Below are 26,941 nucleotides of genomic sequence, written 5' to 3'. Positions count from 1 at the left end.
TTTTGAGCTGTGTCATCGTTCATGGTTGCTGGGATTGATTTTCGCTAAACAGGTTGAAATTCTCTGCGCTAACACTCTAACTTGCTCTTCCTCCACCATCATGCTGATATGATCACCAGGGACATCATGCACCTCAACACCACCCTTGGCAAGTTCTGCCCAACCCAAGTCTGGAGCAACTAAATTATCAAGATGGGAATTGGTAGCGCGAAACACGGTAATTTTGCCCGGATATGGCCGAGCATGGTAATTGCGCCAAGCGTCATTATACGTTCTCATGATTCGGACGAAATGGCTGAATTGCTCCAACGAGATGTCGGACCGAATCCAATGGGTTTGGATGGCCAACTCATAGACATGCTGAATCTGATCTACTGGGGCCAGTTCTCGAAGCGTTTCCGCTGATAGCGGCAGATGTTTGCCGAATAACTCGACCAAATAACTGGCTTCATCAATTGGAGCACTATTTGGGGGGAATGGTCCTTGATCAACCAATCCCAGAAAAGCGACGGATTCGCCCTGTGCTGTGAGCTGCTGGGCCATTTCAAATGCAATGATCACGCCAAGAGACCAACTGCCAAGATGGTATGGGCCATGTGGCTGCACGCTTCGGATCGCATTCACATAATAGCTTGCCATTTCCTCAATGCTGGTATGGATCTCCTCGCCGGCGTTGAGCCCTTTGGCCTGAACGCCATATAGAGGTTGATCTGGACCGATGTAATTAGCCAGAGCAACGTACCAATGGACACTGCCGCCGGATGGATGAACGAAGAACAGCGGCTTTCGTGACCCACGGGGCTGCAGGGGCACCAGCGTTGGATGGGAACTGGTTCCGTCGCCCAACCTAAGAATGCGGGCCAGATTCTCTACGGTTGGCTCTTGAAATAGCGCGTTCAATGGCAATCCGCGCCCTAATCGCTGCTGAATTTGGCCGATCAATCGAACTGCGAGGAGCGAGTGTCCGCCCAGCTCAAAGAAATTATCGGTTACACCAATCGGGCGTACGTTCAGCACTTCTTCCCAGATGCGCACCAGTCCAAACTCCCAAGCATCGCGAGGCGCCACATAGTCTTTGTCCATATTGGGCCGATCATTGTCTGGCTTCGGGAGCGCCTGACGATCGATTTTTCCATTGGGCAGCAAGGGAAAAGCGCTCAGCTTAATAAAAATGGATGGGATCATGAAGTCAGGAAGCCGCTCTTTCAAGAAATTTCTCAGCTCGGCGACCGGTGCTGAACCCTCCTCGCTGGAAATAAAATATGCCACCAGTCGCTTTTCACCATCTGCAACCTGGGATTCATGAGCGATGACCACCGTCTCCCTGATGGCTGGGTGCTGAGCAAGAACCGACTCGATCTCTTCCAGCTCGATCCGAAAGCCATGAATTTTAACCTGATGATCAATGCGGCCCAGGAATTCGAGATTCCCATCGCTCCGGTAACGGGCCAAATCGCCAGTTCGATACAACCGCTGGCCTGGCTTGGCGCTGAACGGGTGCGGAATGAATTTTTCTGCCGTCAATCCTGGTTGATGGTGATAGCCTCTGGCTAGACAAATGCCACCGATGTATAATTCTCCTGCCACGCCGAGCGGCACTGGGCGAAGCTCTCGATCTAAAAGATAAATTTCAGTGTTAGCGAGAGGACGGCCAATGGGCACGGTCACTTGAACAGCTTCACCAGATTCTACCCGATAAATCGTCGGCCCCACCGTCGCCTCTGTTGGCCCATAGGCATTAAAGAAATTCCTATGAGGGGCCCATTTCTGAACAATAGCTGGAGTACAGCGCTCGCCGCCGGTCAACAACGTTTTGAGCATCGGCAGCGCTCGTTCTGATAACACTGCTAAGAGCGAGGGTGGCAAAAGCGTCACCGTGATCCCCGCCGTTTCGATGAACTCAAGCAATTGATCGCCAGAGAGCAATAGCTCATGGCCAGCGAACACGAGCGTCGCACCAGACACCAGCGCAGTGAACAGTTCCATGACCGAAGCATCGAAGCTTAAGGATGAAAATTGGAGCATCCGATCGGATGGGCTGATCCCCAACTGCTGGATATTGGCATTGATATAATTGCATAAGCCCCGATGTTGCAGCAAGGTGCCTTTGGGCTGACCGGTCGAACCTGAAGTATAGATTAAATATGCCAGGTTGTCGGCATCGATTGCCACATCGATTCGTTGCCGCGATTGCTGCGCGATAACGGGCCAGTCTGCATCGATCATGATTATCGGGATAGCGGCATCTGAAAATAGCGGAGCCAATTTCTGTTGAGTGATCAGCAGGCGTGCGCCCGAATCATGAAGCATATAGGCCCTTCTGACTTTTGGATAATCGGGATCGATGGGCAAATAAGCTGCGCCAGATTTTAATGTCCCCAGGATAGCGATTGGGATATCCAATGATCGTTCAATGGAAATTGCGACCACGGTTTCGGGGCCGATATCAAATTGCTTCAAATATCGCGCCAATTGATTGGCTCGGTTATCCAATTCCCGATAACTGAGCTGTTGATCTTCGAAGATCGCGGCAATGGATTCTGGAGATCTCTCCACACTGGCTTCAACCAGGTGATGGATGCCGTGCTGATCGGGATAATCGGCGGCCGTGGCATTGAATTGTATCAACAGCTTGTTTTTATCCTTTGCAGTTAGGATGTCAATTTGTGATGGCCGTTGATCGAAATTTCTCACAAACTGCTCCAGAACATGTTCGAGTTGCTTCAGTACAGCTTGGATCAATTCTGGGTCCGCATGACCGGGGTCATATAAAATGCGCAACAAGATTTGCGATCCTGGTCCCACGATCAGATTGATCGGATAATTGGTGCGCTCTTCTGAGCGGACATTTTCTATGGTAAGCTGCAAACCCAATTGCTGAGTGAGCCGATTATCGATCGGGTAGTTTTCAAAGACCAAAATCGTTTCGAACAATGGCACGCCGCGCGGAACCTCGCTCCACTGATGAATTTGAATCAAGGAACTGTATTCGTATTGGCGACCTTCCAGTTGCTGCTGTTGCAATTGTTTGAGCCAGGGGATCAACGTCTCCTGATCCGAAATTCTAATACGGACTGGAAGCGTATTGATAAACAGGCCGATCATATCCTCGGCTCCCGAGAGGTCTGGTGGCCGACCTGAAACCGTCGCCCCAAATACCACATCATCTGTTTGATGATAACGACCCAACACCAATCCCCACGCCGCTTGAACCACTGTGTTCAGGGTAAGCTGATGTTTTCGAGCAAAGTTTTGCAATTGCGCGGTGAGCGATTCAGTCAAATAGATCTCCTCATTTCTCGCATCCTCAGCCGAACCCTTAGTGGTTGGTTGAATGGGAAATAGCGGAGTTGGGGTGGTGAATCCTTCAAGGGTTTTTCGCCAGAACGCTTCTGCTCGGGATTGATCCTGGTTTTTCAGCCAGACAATATAATCTCGGAACGGTCGACGTTGCGGCAATTGCAATTGTTGCCCGCGGCTGAATCGATCGTAATGGGCGAACACCTCGCCTAAAACCAGAGGCAGAGACCACCCGTCCATCAAAATATGGTGATAACTCCACACCAATTGATGACGATCTGCGCCAAACCGGATCATGGCGCACCGCATCAGCGGCGGCTCGGATAATTTGAAGCCCCGCTTTCGATCCACTTCCAGAAAAGCGTCCAATTGTTGCGCCTGTCGCTCGGGCGAAAGCCCACTCCAATCGAGATACTCAAAAGGCATCGACACATGGCGATGGACCACTTGAATTGGCTCTTTCAGGCTCTCCCCGATAAAACTGGTTCTCAGAATTGGATGCCGCTGGATCACCGCATCCCAAGCTCGTCGAAACGCCTCCAGATCGATCTGGCCAGTGATGGCACAACTCAGTTGCTCGAAATACACCCCAGATTCTGGTGCCAATAACGTATGAAACCACATCCCTTGTTGCATGGGCGTCAAGGGGTAAAAATCAACCACATTCTTTTTATCCATAAATTGCTTTATCCTTCTAATCGACTCAACTCGCCTATGATATCCTGAATATCTTCTTCCTTCCAATGGAAGTCGTGAAAGTCCTCACTAGAGAAGCTTAGCGTCGCGCCAGACTGGTAATGATGGATGAGCGCGATCAAATGTTCGATGAACCGATCAGCCATCCGCTCGATCGTTTCCTGGCGATGCAGATTCTCACTATAAGTCCAGCCAAGATACAGTCGTCCCTGATTCACACTGCCATTGATTTCAAGTATATGGCTGCGGAGATTTTCTGGACTTCGATCGAAACCCGCGATCTCCTCGGCTGGTTCGAACGAATCCAATCCGCTGTTGGGTGAAGACATTTGTCCGAAATAGTTGAAGATAATCTCTGGCTGAGGCATGGACTTGATAGCAATGAGACCATCCATTTGCTGAGTGAGATATTTCAAAAGTCCGAAACCAATGCCTCGCTGTGGTATTTGATTCAATTGTTGTTTGATGGCCTGAATTGCGTCGCTGGGGCTCTGCACCCCTGTCAGATTAAATGCCACAGGTGAGAGAACAGTGAACCAGCCAATGGTACGACTGAGATCGACATCATCGAACAGCGACTCGCGGCCATGGCCTTCCAAGTCGATCATAATTCGATCCGAGCCAGAGAAATCGCGCATGGTCAAAACCAGACTGGTCAATAGTACAGTCATTACTGGGGTGCGATAGGCCGAAGGCATCACGTTCAATAAAAATTGGGTATACTCGGGAGATAAGCTCCTCGTGATGACACGGCCCGAAGCCTCGGTATTTTGTCCATCTGGAAAATCGAGCGGAATTGGATGTGCAGTGGCAGTGTTCAGCGCTTCCCAATAGGCCACTTGTTGCAGCAATTCTGAGCTCTGGGCATATTGTGCCAATTTAATGGCCCAATATTGGAACGATGTCGTCTTGGCAGGCAGACGGACCGCTGCCCCCTGGCTGAGTTGCTGGTAGGCGGTGATGAAGTCCTCAAGCAAAATCTGCCATGAAACGAAATCGATAATCAGATGATGCGCTACGATGAAGAGCCGCGCTGATAGATCCGCGCCGCGATCGAACAGCGCGAATCGAATCAATGGCCCCTGGGAGAGATTCAGGCTGGCTTGAATTGCCGCAGCTTGGGACTCAATAGCCTTCTGTTGATCTTGCTCCGAAAGATCTGAGAGATCGATCCAGCAGAACGGAGTCGGATCATCCATCCCATCATTGGTTTGATACCAGTCATCAGACTCGAAATAAAAGCGCATCCGGAGCGCATCATGGTGATGAAGTAATGCGTCAATTGCTTTTTTGAGCCAATTGGGGTTCAGCCGTTCGCCGACGGAGAGCATGATGTGCTGGTTCCAGTGATGCCGTTCAGAGATGGGCAACTCAAAGAACCAGCGTTGAATGGGCGTTAGGGGAACGGGACCGCGCACCAAACCTTGCTCAGCGTGGATGTACAGCTCATTGGCAGCCAGTTCGGCCAGGCCCGCGATGGTCGGGTACTGGAAGATCTGTTTGGGCGTGAGATTTATACCTGCCTGTCGGGCCCGGGAGATCACCTGAATGGTCAAAATTGAATCGCCACCCAACTCAAAGAAATTATCATGGATGCCGATCTTTTCAAGGCCCAAAACCTGTTGCCAGATCTGGACCAAGGTCTGTTCAATTGGTGTACTCGCGCCAACAAACTCATTTTGGAGCACGGGGCGTTCGTCGCTGGGTTCAGGCAATGCTTTTCGATCAACTTTGCCATTGGATGTCAGCGGCAAATTGGCCAGCTTCACAAAGCTGGCTGGAATCATGTATTCAGGCAAACGGTTTTTTAAATATTCGCGGAGCTCGGTGCTCGAGGGAAGCTCGGAATTTTTGGGCACGAGATAAGCGACAAGCCTTTGAACGCGATCTGTTTGCCATGGCTGGACCACGGCCTCCCGAATCGCTGGGTGTTCAGCCAATGCTGATTCAATCTCGCCCAATTCGATGCGGAAGCCGCGGATTTTCACCTGATGGTCAATGCGCCCCAGAAACTCGATTGTCCCATTGGGGAGATATTTGGCCAAGTCGCCAGTGCGGTAGAATCGTGCTCCAGGTTGTTGACTGAACGGATCTGGCAAGAATTTTTCGGCGGTCAGCTCGGGCCGATCGAGGTACCCGCGCGCGACGCCAGCCCCTCCGATATAAATTTCACCAGCCACGCCGATCGGTACTGGCTCAAGGTTCGAATCTAACAGATAGATCTGCACATTGCCGATGGGAGAGCCAATGGGCACAGATCCGATTTTGCGATAATTGGATGGTACGAGGTAATTCATGCAGCCGACCACCGTTTCCGTTGGCCCATATTCATTAATCAATTTTGTATACGGGGCATTTTCCAGCCAGAAATGGATGTGCTCGCGAGTCAGATTTTCACCTCCGATGATGAACGCTTGTACCAGCTCATCAGCCATTTCTGCATTAATTTGCTCTCCGAGCATTTGTAAGTGAGCGGGGGTAATTTTCACTAGACCGAATCCCGGCTTTTGCGCCAGGGTCTGTGCCACAATGTCCAATTCTTCATTTTCTGGGGTCAAATAGACCGAGCTTCCACATAATAGCGGAGCATAAAGCCCAGTGATAGTGGCATCAAAAGCTAACGAGGAATGCACCAGTGCCCCCTGCTCAACAGTGATCGGGTAGTGTTTTAGACACCAGAGCAAGTAGTTCATTAACGCCTGATGCGAGATCATAACGCCTTTCGGTTTGCCAGTTGAACCTGACGTATAGATCACATAGGCGAGATTGTCGCCATCGATCTGGACCGACAACTCCGCCTCGCTTTCCGTCGCAATGCTCGGCCAATCGCGGTCCAAACAAATGATCCTTGGCATATCTGGCTGGGATGTGCTCGCCATTTGGAACTCCGCTGGCAGCCGATCCAGCAATCGGGATTGAGAAAGCACGAGCGCGGCTCGGGAGTCCAGGAGCATATAGTCAATTCGCTCTTTGGGGTAGGAGGGATCGATTGGCACGTAAGCACCGCCGACTTTCAGCACACCGAATAATGCAATCATGACCTCCAGCGATCGTTCCATGCAGATAGCGACAATCTTTTCAGGCCCAATTCCTTGCCGCTCCAGTCGATGGGCCAATTGATTGGCCTGATGGTTCAACTGCCGATATGTGAGCTGATGGTCGCCGAAAACAACAGCGACTGCGTCTGGCGTTCGAGCGACCTGAGCTTCGAACCATTGAGGTAAAAGAAGCGAATTGCGATAATCGATTTTGGTATTGTTCCATTCCACAATGGCCCGATGTCTTTCAATCTCGGATAAAATTGGAACCGATCCGATCGCTTGATCGGGTTGATGCAGCATGTTGGTAAATAGCATTTCAAAATGCTGGATGAATCGCGCGATGGTACTTGCATCGAATAGATCCGTATTAAATTCCAGCGCTCCGGCGAGGTGATTGCCATCCTCTTGCATGAATAGGGTCATATCAAATTTGGAGCTGCCCAAATGCGTTTCAAAGGGGCTGGCTGTAAGCCCCACGGAAATTTGCTCTTTCCCAGTAGGGGTGTTTTGCAGGGCGAACATCACCTGAAACAGCGGGGAATGGCTGGTATCCCTTTTTGGTTGCAGCGCGTCGACCAACTTTTCGAACGGGAGATCTTGATGCATATAAGCGCCCAGAGCAGCTTCTTTGACCTGCTGCACTAATTCGCGGAAGCTGATGCCCTCAGCGAATCGAGCGCGCAACACCAGAGTGTTGACGAAGAAGCCAATGAGGTTTTCGGTGGAAGCCTGAGTGCGATTGGCAATCGGAGTGCCGACACAAATATCATCTTGACCAGAATAACGATGAAGCAGCGCTTGAAATCCAGCCAACAGGGTCATAAAAAGGGTGACTCCCTCGCGTTGGCCGAAGGCTTTGATCGCCTGCGATAATTGTTCAGAGAAATAGAACGTTTGATAGTCGCCTCGGAACGTTTGGACGGCAGGCCTGGGCCGATCGGTCGGCAATTCCAACAGCCCTGGGATGCCATCGAGCTGCTGTTTCCAATAATTTAGTTGACGTTCCAACACCTCCCCTTGCAGCCATTGCTGCTGCCAATAGGCGAAATCTGCATATTGAATGGGCAGCTCGGGTAATGGAGAAGGCCTACCGTGGAGGAACGCATCGTAAATGATAGCAATCTCCCTGGTAAACACCTGGATTGACCATTCATCGGAGATGATGTGATGCATGGTGACCAAAACAATATGATCATGATCGGCTAGACGCAATAATGTCACTCGGAGCAATGGTCCGATGGAGAGATCGAAGGGCTGTTGCGACTCCATGAGTGACAGTGTGAACGCCACAGCCTGCTGCTGGTCAAGCGGGATTTGGGTCAAGTCCACGATTCGAACTGGGATGTTTCGTTCTGGCAAAATGGTTTGATGCGGTTTGCCATCGATCACCTGAAAAACGGTCCGCAGCAATTCATGTCGTCGGACAATCTCCTGCACGGTGCGCCTGAGCACAGGGATGGTTAGCTCTCCCTGCAATCGCACAGCGTTCGGTATGTTGTAAAATGGGCTATTGGGCTCGAATTGATCCAAAAACCAGAGCCGCTGTTGTGCAAACGATAATGGCAAATCTTGATTGCGCGGTACCGGCACGATGGCGGGCGGAAGGAGGCCCTGGGCTGATTTCAGAGAGCGATCGAAATATTCAGCCAATTCAGCTACGGTGGGCGACTCGAAGATCAATCGTAACGGGACATCGGTTTGGAACGTTTCGCGCAGCCGTGAGACCACTAGAGTGGCCAATAGTGAATGACCTCCCAATTCGAAGAAATGATCGTAACATCCCACACGCTGGCATCCCAGAACGCTTTGCCAAATATCTGCAATAATCTGCTCTGTTGCGGTACGAGGGGGCACGAAGTCGGTTCTTGGTTCGATGAATTCATCGATATCATAAGCTGCCAATGCTCTGCGATCGATTTTGCCGTTGGGCGACAGCGGCATCTCGTCCAACCAGATAAAATAGGCTGGGATCATATAATCGGGCAAATGGTTTTTCAAATAAGCGCGCAATTCTGAAGCTGTGGGTTGCAGGCCATTCTGCGCCACCAGAAATGCAACCAGGCGCTGGGTCTGGCCGTTGCTACCTGAGACGATCACAGCCGCTTGCTGAATATCGGGATATGTGCCCAGAGTCGCTTCGACCTCGCCCAATTCGATGCGAAAGCCGCGGATCTTCACTTGATAATCCATTCGTCCCAAAAATTCGATATTGCCATCGGCCAGATAGCGCGCTCGGTCGCCCGTCCGATAAAGGCGCTGTCCCAGCTTATTTGCGAATGGATCGGGAATGAATTTTTCGGCTGTCAAATCGGGTCGATTCAAATAGCCGTAAGTGACCCCTGCGCCCCCAACGAATAATTCTCCCGGTACGCCGATGGGTGTTGGATTAAGATATGAGTCCAGAATGTAAATTGTGGTGTTAGAGAACGGTCGACCGATCGGCACAACTCGATCGCCAGATAGGGTCGTCGTCTGACCTTCAAAATAGGTGCTGTCGATGGCAGCCTCGGTCAGGCCAAATGTATTGAAAAGCCGCGTCTGCGGTCCACAGAATTTCAAAAATTTTTGATATTCGCCGACATACCACACATCAGAACCAGCGATCAGGACATTTAAAAAGGACAGGTTCTGATTTGTTTTTTCCAAATATTGGATTAAATTTCTTAATACGACTGGGACGAACTCGGCGATATCGACATGATGCTTGATCATCGTTTGATACAATTTTTCCACATCGAGCATCAAATCTCGGGGACAGAGAACAAGTTTTCCGCCTGAGCCTAATGCTCGGATCAGATCGCCGCAGAATACATCGAAAGAGAAACTCGCCATTTGCAGATGACAAGTAGCCTTAGTTCCCAGTTCGAACTGCTTTTCCCAAGCAAAATATTGGTTCACCACGCTGCGGTGCGGCACCATCACGCCCTTGGATTTGCCAGTTGAACCAGAAGTATAGATGACATAGGCGAGATGATCGGGTGTCGCTGAGATGGTCAGATTCTCAACGCGCTGTTTTTCCAATAGCGGCTCAATCCTATCCAACAGAATGGTCTGGACGCTCTGGCTAAGAAGAACGGGCTGGTATTGCTCAAAGGTGAGCACGGCTGAAACCTGCGCATCCTCCAGCATGTGGTCAATCCGATCCTTGGGATAACTGGGGTCGATGGGCAAAAATGCTGCACCAGCTTTCAGCGTCGCCAACACGCTGACGATCAATTCCAGCGATTTTTCCTGACAAATTCCTACCAATTTGCCTGGTCCAATCCCGTGTTGCATTAATAAGCGCGCCATTTGATTGGCTTTCCGATTCAGTTCGCCATAACTAAGCTTCTGTTCTCCGAAAATCACAGCTTCGGCGTCTGGGTTTCGCTCAACCTGCTGTTCGAACAACTGATGGATGCACAACTGGGTCGGAAAATCGACCTCGGTATTGTTCCATTCTTCCAATAGTTTCCTCTGCTCGGCCTCGCTGATCAATGGCAAATGGGCAATTTGTTGATTGGGATCGCGAAGGATGTTCTCTAACAGCACTCGGTAGTGCTCCATCAGCCGGATGATCGTATCTTTATTGAACAGGTCGGTATTATATTCAACTGAAGCGCTCAGGCCATCTGGCTGTTCGGTGAACATCAGCGTTAGATCGAATGTGGATGTGCCAGCGTTGATGTTCAGTGTGCTGATCGAGACTTCGGGGAGTTCGCGATCGACCAGCATGGGATTATTTTGCAAGATGAACATCACTTGGAACAGGGAGGAATGGCTCATATCGCGATCAGGCTGAAGGATTTCCACCAGACGTTCGAAAGGCACATCCTGATTGGCATAAGCCTCGAGCGTGATCTCTTTGACCTGCTGCAAATACTGTGAGAACGTGAGATTAGGATCAGGCTGGGTGCGCAGCACGATGGTATTGACGAAAAAACCAATGAGGCCCTCAATTTCGGCGCGGGTTCGATTGGCGATCGGCGAGCCCACGCAGATATCGGTTTGCCCTGTATAGCGATGAAGCAGCACCTTGAACGCCGCTAATAATGTCATAAACAAGGTTGCATCCTGCTGCCGTGCAAACGTTTTGACCTGGTCGGATAGCAACTTCGAGAGCTTTGTTGAGTAAGTATCCCCATTGAGCGTTTGAACCGCGGGCCGAGTCCGATCCGTGGGCAGCTCCAAGATCGGTAAGTTGCTGTCCAATTTCTTTTTCCAATAAGCGATCTGCTGCTCCAAGCGCTCGCCAGCTAACCATTCTTGCTGCCATTGGGCAAAATCGGCATATTGGATTGGAAGCTCTGGCAGAGGTGATGGTTGGTGATGCAAAAAAGCTTCATAAAGAACGGCGATCTCTTGAATCAGCACACTCATAGACCAGCCATCAGAGATAATATGGTGCATGTTCAACAGCACAACATGGTCCTGCTTGCCGAGCTTGATCAGCTTCACTCGGATCAATGGGCCAGTGGATAGATTGAAGGGCGTTTTAGCCTCTTCGGTCGCGAGACGGATGGCTTCCTCAAGCCGATGCTCGTGCGGGATAGCTTGCAGGTCCACTTTTGGCATCGAGATGGTGGCTGATGGGCTGATCACCTGGACCGGTTGACCGTTCACTGTGGCGAACGTGGTGCGAAGCGTCTCATGACGACGAACGATCTCCCGTAAGCATTGCTCCAGCACGCCAATATTCAAATTCCCCTGAAATCTTATCGCAGAGGGAATGTTATAGAACGGACTATTTGGTGCAAATTGATCTAAAAACCACAATCGCTGTTGTGCGAATGAGGTCGGGAAAACATAAATATCTTCCTCGATAAAATTATTGGTAGTTGCCTCGGTCATACCTGGGTTTTGATCTTTCTTCAAATTCGGGTTCATATGATAAATTAAGCTGGGACTGATGGCCCCAAAACCATTTTAAATCTAACAGCGGAGCGGAAAAAATGGCAAAATTGGACTCGATATTTTTATTTCTTGTTAAGCTTTGCATGATAAATTCAATCGGATTTATGATGAGACCTTAGGCCGATCCAGCTCGGAGCGCTTCATCCGATGGCCCTCGCGCGAGTAACGACCGATGGTCGGAGCTGGTTCTTGTCCTGGTTGCTGAGCAGTTGCTCGCAGCGTTAAAATCGCCTCAGCCAATTTTTCGATTGTCGGGTTTTCGAAAAGGGTGCGCAAAGGGATTTCGAGCTGAAGTGCGGTTCGGATCCGAGAGATGAACTGGGTGGCTAACAGTGAATGACCACCCAGATCGAAAAAGTTATCGAATACTCCCACTTTGTCCAGATGCAACAGTTCAGCGCAGATGGCGGTTAATTTTTCCTCTGTCTCATTGCGCGGAGCTTGGTAGCGGCTCTCAAGGTCGGGCCGCGAACGATCTGGAGCGGGTAATGCGCGACGATCCACCTTGCCGCTCGGGGTTAAGGGCAGTTGCTCCATAGAGATCATATAAGACGGCACCATATAATCTGGCAGACGATCGCGGAGGTAGCGGCGCAGCGCTCCAGGCTCAACTGATTCGCCTGGCTTTGGCACAAAATAAGCGACGATCCGGCTGTCGCCGGGTATGTCTTCGCGGACAATCACCGTGGCATCCTGGATCGACGGGTGTTCATGCAGCACGTTTTCAATTTCGCCCAGCTCGATGCGGAAGCCGCGCAGTTTCACCTGATGATCGATGCGGCCGAGAAATTCGATATTGCCATCGGCCAGATAACGAACCAGGTCGCCCGTTCGATATAATCGATCACCGGGCCGAGCGCTGAATGGGTTGGGTACAAACTTCTCTGCGGTCAGATCCGGACGATTGAGATAGCAGCGAGCTAATCCTACCCCGCCAATAAACAACTCCCCGCTCGCGCCGATGGGTACTGGATTCAGGTATTCGTCCAATACGTAAAGCTGAAAATTTTGAATCGGTCGACCAATAGGCGGACCTTGAGCGTAATCGTGCTCCACTTGCAGCATGGAGGCGCAGACGGTAGCTTCCGTTGGGCCATAGGCATTGAAAAACTTGCGACCGTTGGACCATCGGGCAACGATATCGGGGGTGCATTTTTCGCCTGCGGTAATCATAACTTCCAGATCGGGCAGAGGATGATCCGGCATCACGCGCGCCATTGATGGGGGCAATGTAACCGTTGTGATCTTTTGATCCGTTAGCAATTGAATCAATCCTTGGCCAGTGGCTATTTGCTCACTTTCCGCGAGACATAATGTGGCTCCGGTGAGCAATGCCATCACCAGTTCCCATACGGCTGCATCGAAGCTGAGCGCAGCGAATTGTAGAATGCGGCTATGGTTGGTAATGCCAAACGCCTTCTGCTGGGCGGCTGCCAGATTGCATAGCCCGCGGTGGGGCAGCGCGGTGCCTTTTGGCCTGCCAGTTGATCCTGACGTGTAGATGACATAAGCTAAATTATCAGACGTAGCGAGATTGGGCAAGTTTTGGTCTTGATCCGCATCGCTGGTCAACCACGCTTCGCCTTCGGCATCCAGACAAATGGTTGGTATGTTCACATCAGCGAGCCGATCTAATAAGTTCTGTTGGCTGATGAGCACCCGAAGTCCCGAATCTTGAATCATAAATATCACTCGCTCCCTTGGATATTGCGGATCCAGTGGAAGGAATGCGCCACCTGCCTTAAGGACCGCAATAGCGCTGGTCACCAGATCGGGCGAGCGATCGAGATAGATGCCCACCAGCGATTCGGGTCCAACACCAAAGGATCGCAGCTTGCGGGCTAGATGATTGGCTCGCCGATTGAGTTCGCGATAGCTGAGCTGTTGATCACCAAACGATACAGCAACTTGATTTGGATATTGTTCGACGATGGATTGAAACATTTGATGGACACATTGGTCGGCTGGAAACTCTGCCTGGGTTCGGTTCCATTCAACGATCAGCCGATGCAGTTGCTCATTAGACATCAAAGGATAATCTGCCAGGCGCATGTCGGGGTCGGCTATCACTCCAGTTAGCAGCGTCTGAAAATGGTCAAGCAGGCGTGCCATAGTGCTGGCATCAAACAAATCGGTATTGTATTCCAGGGACAACTGCATCCCCTCGTTCCCCTCCATGGCGACCAGCGACAGATCGAACTTGGCAGTACCAGTTTCGGCAGCCATCGGTGTGATGGTTAAATCTGGCAATTCCAAAGCATGTTGTGGCGCATTTTGCAGCACCAGCATCACCTGAAAAAGCGGGGAATGGCTGAGATCACGCTGCGGCTGAAGCTGCTCCACGAGCATCTCGAATGGGATATCCTGATGGGCGTATGCCTCCAACGCGGCGGTTTTAGCTTGAGCCAGCAGCTTGCGAAACGTGGGGTTGCCCGAAAGATCACATCGCAACACCAATGTATTGACGAAGAAGCCGATCAGACCTTCGGTTTCAGTTCGGTTACGATTGGCTATGGGTGTGCCGACGCAAATGTCGGTTTGACCGCTGAGCCGATAAAGCAGGGTCTGAAATGCTGCCAGCAGGGTCATAAATAGCGTGGCCTCCCCTTGTTGGCTCAGTTTTTTCAACCCAGCTACCAGCTCCTTTGGAAGCTGGCGGTCCAAGGTGGCGCCATGAAAGGTCTGCACAGGGGGGCGAGGCCGATCTGTCGGCAACTGCAAAAGGGGAGGAGCGCCTTGAAGTTTCTCGCGCCAATATTCGAGTTGCCGATCCAATACAGTTCCCTGAAGCCATTGGCGTTGCCAATGCGCAAAATCCGCATATTGGAGTGGCAGCCGAGGCAGGGGAGATGGCTGTCCGGCGGAAAATGCCTGATATAAAGCAGCAATCTCTTGAATTATCACTGCCACAGACCAACCATCAGAGATGATATGATGCAAGGTTAAGACAATGATATGGTCTTGCTCTGAGCATTTGATCAAAAGCACCCTTAGCAGCGGTCCCCGCGCCAGATCAAATGGACGCTGCGCTTCCGCCTTGATGAGTTGCTGCGCTTGAAATTCCTGTTGTTCTGCGTCAAGATTGGTGAGATCCACTTTTTGAGGCAGCAGAAACAGCGTTGGAGCGATCACCTGAAATGGTTGCCCATCGCGCGACCCAAACGTGGTTCGCAACACCTCATGGCGTCGGATCAGTTCGTTAATACTTTGCTCCAAGGCGCGTATATTTAGTTTGCCTCTGAGTCGCAGCGCAGTTGGGATAGTGTAAAGCGCCTGTCCTGGGGCCAATTGATCCAAGAACCAGAGCCGTAGTTGGGCGAACGAGAGCGGCAAATCCTGATCGCGCGGCACTGATGTCATCGGGGGAGCGGATAGCCCTTGTTGCGCCAATCGAGTGGCCTCCACGCATGCAGCAATCTCTGCCACTGTGGGACCCTCAAATATCGACTTCAATTCTAAGTCGATTTGGAAAGTATCCCGAATGCGACTCAATAACCGGGTCGCCAATAGCGAATGTCCACCAAGATGGAAGAAATTGTCATGAATGCCCACCTGGGGTAGATCTAAAATTTGGCTGAAGAAATTGGCGATGATCTCTTCGGTCGGATGTCGCGGCGCCACATAGGGCTGTCTGCCAAAAAGAAGTTCCATATCTGGCTCAGGCAGCCGGCGCCGGTCAATTTTTCCGCTTGGGGTGATCGGTAGCTTTTCTAATTGGATAAAGATCGCTGGAACCATATAGTTGGGCAATCGCGCTTTCAGAAAATCGGATAATTCGGTTGGATGAACTCCACCGTTTCGACGATCGGTTGGAACAAAATAAGCGACCAACTGTCGATCGTCCTGCCTTGCCGCCATTCCATGAGCAGCTTTAACCACGACCACGGATTGGGCAACGCCAGGATGTTGCAGCAGCGCCTGCTCAACTTCTTCCAGCTCGATCCGAAACCCCCGCAATTTGATTTGATGATCATTTCGGCCTACAAAAGTGATATGCCCATCGGTACGATAATAAGCAAGGTCGCCAGTCCGATACATTCGCTCGCCCGGCATGGTGCTGAAAGGATCTGGAATGAATTTTTCGGCAGTCATGGCCGGGTCGCTCAAATAGCCCCGCGCTAAACCAATTCCAGCGATGTAAAGTTCGCCCATGACGCCGATCGGCACTGGCCGAAGCCGGGCATCCAAAATATAGATTCGGGCATTCGCGATAGGGCGACCAATCGGCACGCGCGGCAACTGCGCTACGGCTTTGGGTGAATTTGGAAGCTCGAATAGCGTTGCAGCGATGGTCGCCTCTGTTGGACCATACGCATTGGTCAATTCGATCCGACCATTGACTGCCTCGCTCCAAGCGATTAGGCGCGTTTGGGCTGGCGCTTCCCCACCAATGATCACGGAGCGCAATGATGCTCCCAATTGGAGTTGCTTCTCTTTAATTTCATCGACCATTTGATGCCAAATCACCACTGGCAGATGAAGCAGGGTTATCTTTTGTTTCTCACAAAAATTCAGAAGCTCTCGGATTGGGAGTTCGAGCGGGGCGCGATGGAGCACCAATGTCCCACCGCTGATCAGCGTCGGGAAGATCTCTTCGGCCGCTGCATCGAAACTCAACGAGAGAAGCTGCAACACACGACTATCGATGCCCAGTCGCTGCTGACGCGCAAGATGGAAGGCGTGATTCACCAGCCCGCGGTGGGCGATTAATGTTCCCTTTGGCCTGCCAGTTGAGCCAGAAGTGTAGATCACATAGGCCAGATTGTCCGGCAGGGCCGAGCTTTTCAGATTCGCATTCGATTCCACTTCGATGCTGGGCCAATCTGAATCCATGCAGATCGAAATGAGCTGGAGATCATGAAATTTCTCCGACAGGTGCTGCTGAGTAAGCAGAATTGTTGCCCCCGCGTCCTGAACGATAAGGTTCAATCGCTCTTTCGGATAATTCGGATCCAACGGCAGGTAGGCGGCCCCGGCTTTCAATACGCCAAGCAGACTGATGATCAATTCTGGGGATCTCTCATGACAGACAGCAACAACGCTTTCGATTGTTACGCCCTGCTTCTTTAAATAATTGGCTAATTGATTGGAGCGCTGGTTCAACTGATGATAGCTGATTTCGGTCTCCTCAAAACGAATAGCGATTTGCTCTGGGGTTCGTTCCGCTTGTTCGGTAATGAGTTCATGGATACACCGATCCGCTGGATAATCCGAGTGAGTTTGGTTCCAATCCACTACAATTTTCTGATATTCGGTTGGCTCTATCACCGAGAACGTGTCCAATGTTCGGTCTGGTTGGGCCACGATATCGCTTAAAATTCGCTCCAAATGATGCAAAACTCTATCGATGGCTTGTCGTTCGAATCGACGGGCATCGAAAGCGATCTCCACGCGGATCGGATCCCCAGGTGCAACCACCAAGGTAATAGGGTAATTTGTTCGCGAGTAAGCGCGAATGTCCTGAATCTCCAGAGCGCGCTTTTGCTCAGCCAGAGCTTGGCTGATTGGATAGTTTTCGAACACAAGAATCGTGTCGAACAACGGGGTATCGCGAGGCACATCGCTGAATTTCTGAATATCTGCGAGAAGGCTATATTGGTATTGGTGCATTTCGCTTTGAAGCTGTCGCAATTGCCGAAGCCAACCACTCAAGCGTGCATCCAATTCTACCTTAAAACGAACTGGCAGTGTGTTGATGAACGGTCCCAGTATGTGCTCAGCTCCAGGCAATTCTGGCGGTCGACCAGAGACAGTGGCGCCGAACAAAATATCTGCTTCACCGTTGTAGTGGTTCAATAATAAGATCCATGCCCCCTGGAATAGGGTGTTGAGCGTCACCTGATGGCGACGAGCAAATGCCTGCAATTCATGGGTCAATTGGCTCGGCAAATAGATGGTGGTCGTTTGATATTCTGGTTCACCTGGATCGAAATTTGTGGTTCGTTCGATTTTGAGAGAACTCGGCGTATCGAACCCACGGATTTGCTCCTGCCAGAATTGGGCTGCTTGGTTTTGATCTTGCTGTTGCAACCAAGCGATGTAATCGCGGTACGGTCGCACAGAACGAAAAGATGGTTGTTGGCCCCGACAGAGCGCCTCATAACAGCTAAAGAGCTCTTCGAAAAGCAGCGGGAAGCTCCAACCATCGATCAATAAATGATGGCAAATCCAGATTAATTGATGCGCATTTTCAGCCACTCGGATGAGAACAACGCTGAATAGCGGAGCGCGGGTGATCTGGAATCCATCGCGTCGACGTTGCTCCAGCAATTGATCCAATAGCTGTTGTTGCTCGGCCTCACTGAGATGAAGCCAATCTAAACGTTCCACCCGAAACGGCACGGCATCGTGCACCACCTGAACCGGCTCATCCAATCCTTCCCAAACGAAAGCGGTTCGTAAGATCGAATGTCGGTCAATCAGCTTTTGCCAGGCATGCTCGAATGCGTCAAGATTCAGCGGACCAATGAAACGGCATGTCAATTGTTCGATATATTCGCCACTGCCCTTCGAGTAGATACTGTGAAATAGCATCCCTTGCTGCAATGGCGATAACGGATAGATGTCAATAATATTGTTCGAATTCATCATTATTAGCTACCTTTGCTGTTTTCAATTAAAAATCACCCGAAGCGAAGAACATAGAAATTATTTATGCCATTTGACCTATTCGATTGCAACCATAACCTGCTTAACCGAAAACGCACCTTTCTGTCATTTCGATCGAAGGGACAAATCTGCAAGTCCAATAATCTAAATGATACCAGATTCCTCAGTGTGTTTGGAATAACAATTTTAATTCTAATTCAATGGTTCTCGTTCATGCACTATATAAATTGCGGAACTTGGCTGATTTCAAATCACCGCAAAATTGATGTCAATTGTCGCTGATGCGAGGGTGTAGCGACGAGTCAACAAATCGAATTAAGCTGGAATTGAGCGCGGTTTCGTCTGCTTCAAAATTTTATCCAGCTTGGCCTGATCCAGTCGAGCTAATTTAAAATCAGATGGGGTTACACTGGAACCTTGTAGTGAACGGCAGTGCCCGATAATCGCGCGTAATTCCTGAGTGAATGCGCCCGCAAGCTGCTCCACGGTGGAAGATGCAAAGATATCGCTGCTATACGTCCATTCCAGACGCAGTTCCCGATCGCTAATCCCACCATTGATATCGATCAGATATGGTCGTTGTCCAGTGTAACTGCGCATAGGGCCGACAGGCAGTTCGGATGGGACAAACAATCCAGATTGGTCGCCGAATTGACCGAGGTAATTGAACACGATTTCTGGGTGCGGAAGCTGGCAGAATCGCTGCTTCAACTCTGGGTCGGTTAGTAAATATCGCAATAGTCCGAAACCCAGACCATGGTTGGGTATCTGTCGCAGTTGTTCTTTTACCTGTTTGATCGCTATGTCGATCTCCTTGGCATCCGTCAGGTCGATGAGCACAGGATATTGAGTCGTGAACCATCCAATCGTTCGGCTCAGATCGACATCCTGAAAAAGGTCTTCACGGCCATGACCCTCCAGCCCGATGAGCACGCGATGTCCGCCCATCTGCCGAGCCAGTGATCGCGCTAATGCCGTCACCAAAACTTCATCGATCTGAGTGTGGTAGGCCTTCGTCACCTGTTGCAGCAGGTCCTGGGTATCTTGTTCGCTGAGGTTGACCACTATTTTTTGGGCGATGGCCTCGGTGTTCAGACCATCTGGCTTGTCCTTTGGCAATCGGATAAATGGCCCTTTGATCGTTTTCAACCAGAAGCTGGCCTCGCTACGAAGTTGGTCGCTCTGCGCCCATTCGACCAATCGATTCGCCCAATAACGGAACGAGGTGGTTTTGTTGGGCAGCGCTGGCCGTTGTTGAGCCAAGATCTGCTGACAAAGACGTTGAAAGTCCTCAAACAAAATTCGCCATGATACGCCATCAATAGCCAAATGGTGAATCACGATTAGCATCAATGGTCGATGTTCCGATCCTCGATCAAAGTATACTCCCCGAATGAGCTTGCCAGATAAAATGTCCAAACTTGCCTGAGCTTGCGCGCATGACTGCTCGATCAGCCTCCTGTGTTGATCGAACGATGCAGATGAAAGGTCGACATAGATAAAGGCGTCGTCTATGGTAGCACTGCCATAATACTGGCGCCAACCATGGTCCGTCGCTTCGAAACGAAGCCGCAACGCATCATGATGTTCGAGGATTATAGCTAAACTGCGACGCACGACTGATGGGGAAATGTTTTGACGAAGCTCAACCAAAACTGCCTGATTCCAGTGATTCGGATCAACGAGATTTTGTTCAAAGAACCAACGCTGAATCGGAGTTAATGGCAATTCACCCGTAAGCTCGCCAGTCTCTTCGGAGACACAGTGTCGTTGAGCAATCTGGGTTGCCATTTGTGCTAAAGCCGCGACAGTTGGGGCCTGAAAAATATGCCGTGGTGTCAATGCCAAGCCAGCTTCGTTGGCCCGTGAAATAACCTGAATGCTGAGGATCGAATCGCCTCCCAATTCGAAAAAATTATCATGAATGCCTACTTTGGGCAGCTTGAGCACTTGGCACCAGATGTCAGCCAAAATCTGCTCGATGTCCGAACTCGGGGCAACATAGCGATCCTGTTCTGTCGGCATCAGATCCGGCGCTGGCAAGGAGCGATAATCGATTTTGCCGTGCTGTGTGAGCGGCAACGTCTTCATCATCACGAATGCTGATGGGATCATGTAATTCGGCAACCTGGCTTGCAAGAAGCTGCGCAGTTCAGTCGACGACGGGGGTGGATCGGTTGCAGGCACGACATAAGCTACCAGTCGTTTTTCGCCAGGTCGATCTTCTCGGACCATTACGGTGGTTTCGCGCAATTGACTATGCTGGCCGAGCACAGCTTCAATCTCGCCGAGCTCAATCCGAAAGCCGCGGATTTTCACCTGATGATCGATCCTGCCCAAAAATTCAATGTTGCCATCGGGGCGGTATCGGACCAGATCGCCAGTGCGATAGAGCCGCTCACCAGGCAATTGACCGAACGGATTGGGAACAAAGCTGAGCGCGGTAATTTCTGGTCGGTTGAAATAGCCGCGCGCCAGTCCCACTCCAGCAATGCACAATTCCCCTGGCACGCCGATTGGCACTGGTTGTAACTGGCGATCAAGCACATAAACACGATAGTTAGGTATTGGGCGACCGATGATGGTGTTCATTGCTTGAGCTGGCATCTGGGTGATTTTAAATTGTGTAGTCACCACAGCCGCTTCCGTTGGGCCGTAGAGATTATAGTAAGGCTTCCCTTCAGCGGTCCAGCGAGCAATAGTTTCCAATGAGGGGCTTTCACCCCCAGAGGCAATCGCCTTCAGATGCGGCAGATTTTGAGCGGGAAGCGTATTGAGCAAAGCTGGCGGCAATATTGCCAAAGTAATCTTTTGCTCGTTGAACCAGCGGTGTAATGGCTCGCCACCAACAATATCATCCTTGTCAACAATGTACAGCGTTGCCCCAGAGGCCAATGCGGTGAAAATATCTCCAACTGAGCCATCGAAACTGAACGAGAAATATTGGGCAATGCGATCTCGGGGAGTGATCTGAAATAGTTGTTGATAGACGATTGCTAAATTGACCACGCTGCGATGTTGCAATTGAACCCCTTTCGGCTGGCCTGTAGAGCCAGATGTGTAGATGATGTAAGCCAGATTCTCCGGCATCACTGGGCTGATTGGATCGCTTTGGGCTTCAGCAGGGATCTTATCCCAATCTGAATCGATTAGCACAATCGGAACATCTGTGTGAAGCTGTGGCAAAATATGCTGTTGGGTGATCAATACTGCTAATTGGGCATCCTGGATCAGAAATGCCAGTCGTTCCGCTGGATAGCGGGGGTCGATCGGCACGTAACCTCCGCCAGCTTTAAGTACGGCTAAGATCGCAACGATAGTTTCCGCAGAGCGTTCGAGACAGATGCCGACCCGGGATTCAACTCCCACACCCAAACTTTGGAGATAATGCGCCAGATGATTGGCTCGCTGATTCAATTGGCCATAGCTCAATTGATCATTTTTAAAAGTGACAGCGATCGCCTCTGGATCTCTCGCAACTTGAGCTTCGAAAAGCTGATGCAGACATCGATCTTCGGGAAAGGCACGGTCCGTACGATTCCAGTCATGGAGCAATTGCTGAAGCTCCGCTTCGGTAACCAGGGGCAATTGGACGATCTTCTGATCTGGATTTTTCACGATCTCGCTTAGCAGCCGCTGAAAATGTTGCGACATGCGCTCGATGCGAGCTGACGCGAACAAATCAGTATTGTATTCGAAAGTCCCCTGAATACCAGTCTCGATCTCATCGAGCAACAGCGTTAGATCGAATTTAGCCAGATTGTTCTCCAACGGAACAGCGCGAATAGTGAGTTCCGGCAATGAAATCTCTGAGGCCGCAGTGGACTGATAGGTGAACATGACTTGGAAGATGGGGGAGTGGCTCATATTTCGCTCTGGTTGAACCGCATCCACCACTTTTTCGAACGGCACGTCCTGATGCGCATAGGCAGATAGCGTGGTCTCACGCACGCGGGCTAACAACTGACGAAAGCTCAATTCAGAAGATATTCGGCTCCTCAGCGCTAATGTGTTCACGAAAAAGCCGATAAGAGCCTCAGTTTCGCTGCGATTCCGATTAGCAATGGGCGTTCCAACACAGAAGTCGCCTTGGCCAGTATAGCGATACAACAAGATTTGGAACGCCGCAAGCATTGTCATGAATTGAGTTGCTCCTTCTTGGCGACTTAACCGATTTAGTTGAACTGATAGTTCTTTGGGCAACTCGAAGGTAAAATGAGCGCCATTGGAAGTCTGAACGGCTGGCCGCGGAAAATCGGTTGGCAGCTCCAGTAAGGCAGGGCAATCGGCTAATTCTTCTTTCCAATACGCTAATTGTTGCTCAAGCACTTCGCCCTGAAGCCAGTTGCGCTGCCAGTGGGCGAAATCGGCGTATTGGATCGGCAGTTCGGGCAGAGCGGCTGGCTCTCCAGTGATGGAGCTCTGATAGAGCGCTGCCAACTCCGGCATCAAAATCGCCGATGACCAACCGTCCGAGATGATATGATGCAGCGTAAGGACCATGAAATGATCTTTTTTGCCGAGGCGAAATATGGTCGCGCGCAACAATGGAGGCTCGCTCAGCTGAAACGGTTGGCGCGCATCATCATTGGCCAATTGCAGCGCAACACGTTCGCGCTCGCTTTCGGGCAGCTCTTGGAGATCCACCATCACCAGGGGAACTTCAAGCTGCTGGGCGATCCGCAAGATGGGTTTGCCATCGATCGTTGGAAACGAGCTCCGCAAATTCTCGTGCCGCTGGACAATCGCATTCAAGCTGACTTGTAAGGCGGGGATGTCCAATTTTCCAGCTAATCGGAGCCCCATGGGAATATTGTACAGCGGGCTATTTGGATCGAGTTGATCCAAGTACCAGAGCCGCTGTTGAGCGAACGAAAGCGGCAAATCCTCGTCTCTTGCCACTGGAATTATGGCAGGTGCCAAGCAGCTCTGAGCCTGATGTTGCGCCAGTTCGATCCGGCGGGCCAGATCAGCTACCACTGGCGCTTCAAATAGCTCCCGCAATGGCAATTCCACTTTAAACACTTCTCTGATGCGTGACATCACCTGGGTGGCAAGTAACGAATGGCCTCCCAGATCGAAGAAATTATCATCAACGCTGACATGATCGATCTTGAGAATTTTGGCGTAGATATTGATCAGCAGTTCCTCGATTGGTGTACGAGCTGAACGGGATGGACTGGTCTCGGCCAACAATGAGCCCTCTGGGCTGGGTAGTGCTCGGCGATTGATCTTCCCGCTGGCCGTCCGTGGCAATTGATCCATGTAGACAAAAGCCGAGGGCACCATATAATCGGGCAAACGATCGCGCAGGTAGCGTCGCAAATCAGCCGAGCTGGGATGCTGTTCGTTGCTGGCAACCAAATATGCAACCAGCATCTTGTTCCCAGGCTGATCTTCTCGGACAACCACAGCCGATTCGGAAATGGCCTCATGGTGATTGAGATGAGCTTCGATCTCTCCTAATTCGATCCGAAATCCGCGTAACTTAATTTGGTGATCGATGCGGCCCAAGAACTCGATGTGACCATCTGCAAAATATCGAACTAAATCGCCAGTACGATAGAGCCTGCTTCCAGCTTTCTTGCTGAACGGATCAGGAACGAATTTCTCTGCCGTCAATTGAGGTTGGGCATAATATCCGCGAGCCAAACAAGCGCCACCAATGTATAGTTCTCCCGGCACGCCGACTGGAACTGGATTCATGAATTGATCAAGCACATAATGTGTTACGTTAATAATCGGCCGGCCGATCGCTGGTCGTGAAGGCCCAGTTTTCATCGGGCAAATGGTGGAGTCCACAGTACATTCGGTCGGTCCATACATGTTATAGGTGTCGGTTGCTTTTGCCGCTCGCAAGGTTCCCCAAGTTTCTGGATCGATCGCCTCGCCCCCTGGGAGCAGAATGCTGGGCGTCCATCCATCGCCTGAGAGCAGACCAGCATCGAGTAATAACTTTAGCTGAGATGGTACGCAATCGAGCACCTCAATTTTTTTATCCCGCATGTAAGCAAGCATCGCTTCACCATCCAGTCGAATGTCCTGGGGAATAATGCACACGGTTGCCCCGCTGAGCAACATCACCCACTGTTGCACCGATGCATCAAAAATCAGCGGGGCATTGAGGCTAACGCAATAGGGTTGCTCTGGATAATGCGCATAAATGGCATGTTTCAGTCCTGCCCAGAGATTGATCGCTGCGCGATGCGACACCATGACGCCTTTGGGTACCCCGGTGGAACCCGAAGTATAAATCAAATAGGCAAGTTGATCTGGATGAGTCCAAATCCCTGGAGCTTTCGATGGGAGAGATCCAATCTTTTCCCAATCAGCATCCAGATGGACGATCCTTTGACCTCTGTCCGGGAGATGTCTGGATAACCGATGCACTGAAACGATAAGCCTTGCGTTGGCATCCGCGAGGATTTGCGTCATTCGCTCAACGGGATAAAGCGGATCTAGCGGGAGATAAGCTGCCCCAGCCTTCAATATACCCAATAAAGCGATGATGGCATCCACCGATCGATCGATGCACAGTGCCACCACTTGTTCTGAAGTCACACCCAATTGGCGTAGATGATGGGCCAGTTGATTGGCTCGAGAATTCAGCTCGCGATAGGTGATTTGATTGGTCGGATCAACCACCGCGATTGCCTCTGGTGTCCGTTCCACTTGTGCTTCGAACAATTGATGCAGGCATTGGTCGCTTGGATAATCCTGAGCGGTTTGGTTCCAAATAAAGGTGATCTGTTGCTGTTCTTGTTCGGTGAGCAATGGTAAACGCCCGATGGTTTGATCAGGATCGCTGGCTGCTGCCCACAGAAGCTGCTGGAAGTGCGTCATCATTCGCTGGATGGTTTGCTGCTGGAATAATCGCGTATTGAATTCGATGGCACCAGTAATTTCACTGTTCACTTCAGCCACGTTCAAGCTCAGGTCGAACTGAGCTACCCCCCGATCGAACAGAATGGGCTCTAAAGACAGATGTGGCAAATCGATCTTTGGGACCGGCATGTTCTGAAGAGCCAGCAGCACTTGAAATAGCGGGGTATGGCTCATGTCGCGCTGAGGCTGAAGAGCTTCGACCAATTTTTCCAATGGCACGTCCTGATGGGCATATGCGTCCAGCGTGGTCTCTTTCACTCGCAACAACAGTTCGCTGAAGCTTGGGTTTCCCGAGAGATCGGTTCTTAATACCAGCGTGTTGACGAACAAGCCGATCAATGGCTCAGTTTCCTTGCGGGTTCGGTTGGCGATGGGTGTGCCGACACTGATCTGATCCTGTCCAGAGTAGCGATAGAGCAAAGTCTGGAAGCCTGCGAGGAGCGTCATAAACAATGTAGCTTCATGCTGCCGGCTGAGGCGATGAAGTTGCTGGACCAAAGCTCTTTCCAGCCGAAACGGCAGCGTGGCGCCATCGAAGCTGAGCTGCGCGGGCCGCGGGAAATCTGTTGGCAGCTCCAATGGCTCAGGATTGACCCCCAGCTTATTTTTCCAGTACTCAAGTTGCTCTGCCAATCGTTCGCCTTGCATGAATTGGTTTTGCCATTTGGCGAAATCCCCATATTGAAACCTAATCGGTGGTAATGGCGATGGCTGACCAGCCAAAAAAGCCTGATATAAGCTGATGAACTCTCGAAGCAGAATGCCCATGGACCAACCGTCGGAGATGATATGATGCATGTTGAACACCAGAATGAACTCTTCCGGTTGTAACTGAATTAGCAGGACGCGCAATAATGGCCCTTGGCTCAGTTGAAACGGCCGGCGCGCTTCCTGTCGAATCAATTGATCGGCTGCTTGGCTTCGGTCCGATTCGGGCAGGTCCTGAAGGTCAATCACAGATGGTTTGAATTGATGATGCGGGGAAACCACCTGAAGGAGTTGGCCGTTCACCCACACAAAAGTAGTGCGGAGACTCTCATGTCGTTGGATGATTTCATTGAGGCTGCGCTCCATCACAGGCAGATTGAGCCTGCCGCGCAAGCGAAATGCCGATGGGATGTTATAGGCTGGGTTGCCAGGCTCAAATTGATCCAGAAACCAGAGCCGCTGCTGGGCAAATGATGCTGGGAATGTATTATATTGACCACCCTTTTTTCGCAATCGCAATTCCAATAACGCCCGCTTCTCGGGCGAAAGCGTGGCAAGTATGTCCTGATATTCGCTCATATTTTTATCGGTATCAATTCTGTTGATTATCTTCAATCCTGTTGAATTTTTTTTTAATTAATCGGCAAAATTTCAATTTTGATGTCGTTTCGAGCGCCTCCGCTATTTAGCAGAATGGGTCGGAAAGACATTTTTTCAATTTTTTACAGGCTTCTACAAAATAGAGAAACTTATTCATCTTGTTGCATGAGAAATCATTTCACCGTCGGTTGATTGCCAGCCCGATCTAC

Annotated in this window: 4 protein-coding genes; all 4 read right to left on the bottom strand. The window is 50.7% G+C overall.

What is annotated here, in order from left to right; all coding sequences use genetic code 11:
* Positions 1–12: 12 nt before the first annotated feature.
* The 4 genes from ONB37_13880 to ONB37_13865 all read right to left on the bottom strand — a co-directional run bounded on the left by ONB37_13880 (position 13) and on the right by ONB37_13865 (position 26,711).
* Positions 13–3,978, bottom strand: a complete 3,966-nt coding sequence (locus ONB37_13880) for an amino acid adenylation domain-containing protein (GenBank protein ID MDZ7401246.1) — start codon at positions 3,976–3,978, stop codon at positions 13–15.
* Between the two features lie 8 nt (positions 3,979–3,986).
* Positions 3,987–11,891, bottom strand: coding sequence for an amino acid adenylation domain-containing protein (locus ONB37_13875; GenBank protein MDZ7401245.1), 7,905 nt, complete (start codon positions 11,889–11,891; stop codon positions 3,987–3,989).
* Between the two features lie 141 nt (positions 11,892–12,032).
* The gene (locus ONB37_13870; GenBank protein MDZ7401244.1) at positions 12,033–18,521 is read right to left on the bottom strand and encodes an amino acid adenylation domain-containing protein; all 6,489 of its coding nucleotides are present in this window, start codon (positions 18,519–18,521) and stop codon (positions 12,033–12,035) included.
* Between the two features lie 333 nt (positions 18,522–18,854).
* On the bottom strand, positions 18,855–26,711 hold the full coding sequence (locus ONB37_13865; GenBank protein MDZ7401243.1) for an amino acid adenylation domain-containing protein: 7,857 nt from the start codon (positions 26,709–26,711) through the stop codon (positions 18,855–18,857).
* Between the last annotated feature and the right edge of the window lie 230 nt (positions 26,712–26,941).

This window comes from candidate division KSB1 bacterium (assembly GCA_034506395.1).
Taxonomy (GTDB): Bacteria; Zhuqueibacterota; Zhuqueibacteria; order Thermofontimicrobiales; family Thermofontimicrobiaceae; genus Thermofontimicrobium.
Note: the sequence above shows the minus strand (reverse complement) of the source record. Positions and strands in the feature narration are given on the sequence as shown.

Excerpts from the sequence above, each read along its gene's own strand:
- ONB37_13880 (MDZ7401246.1), bottom strand. The coding sequence starts at position 3,978 with ATGGATAAAAAGAATGTGGTTGATTTTTACCCCTTGACGCCCATGCAA.
- ONB37_13870 (MDZ7401244.1), bottom strand. The coding sequence starts at position 18,521 with ATGATGAATTCGAACAATATTATTGACATCTATCCGTTATCGCCATTG.
- ONB37_13865 (MDZ7401243.1), bottom strand. The coding sequence starts at position 26,711 with ATGAGCGAATATCAGGACATACTTGCCACGCTTTCGCCCGAGAAGCGG.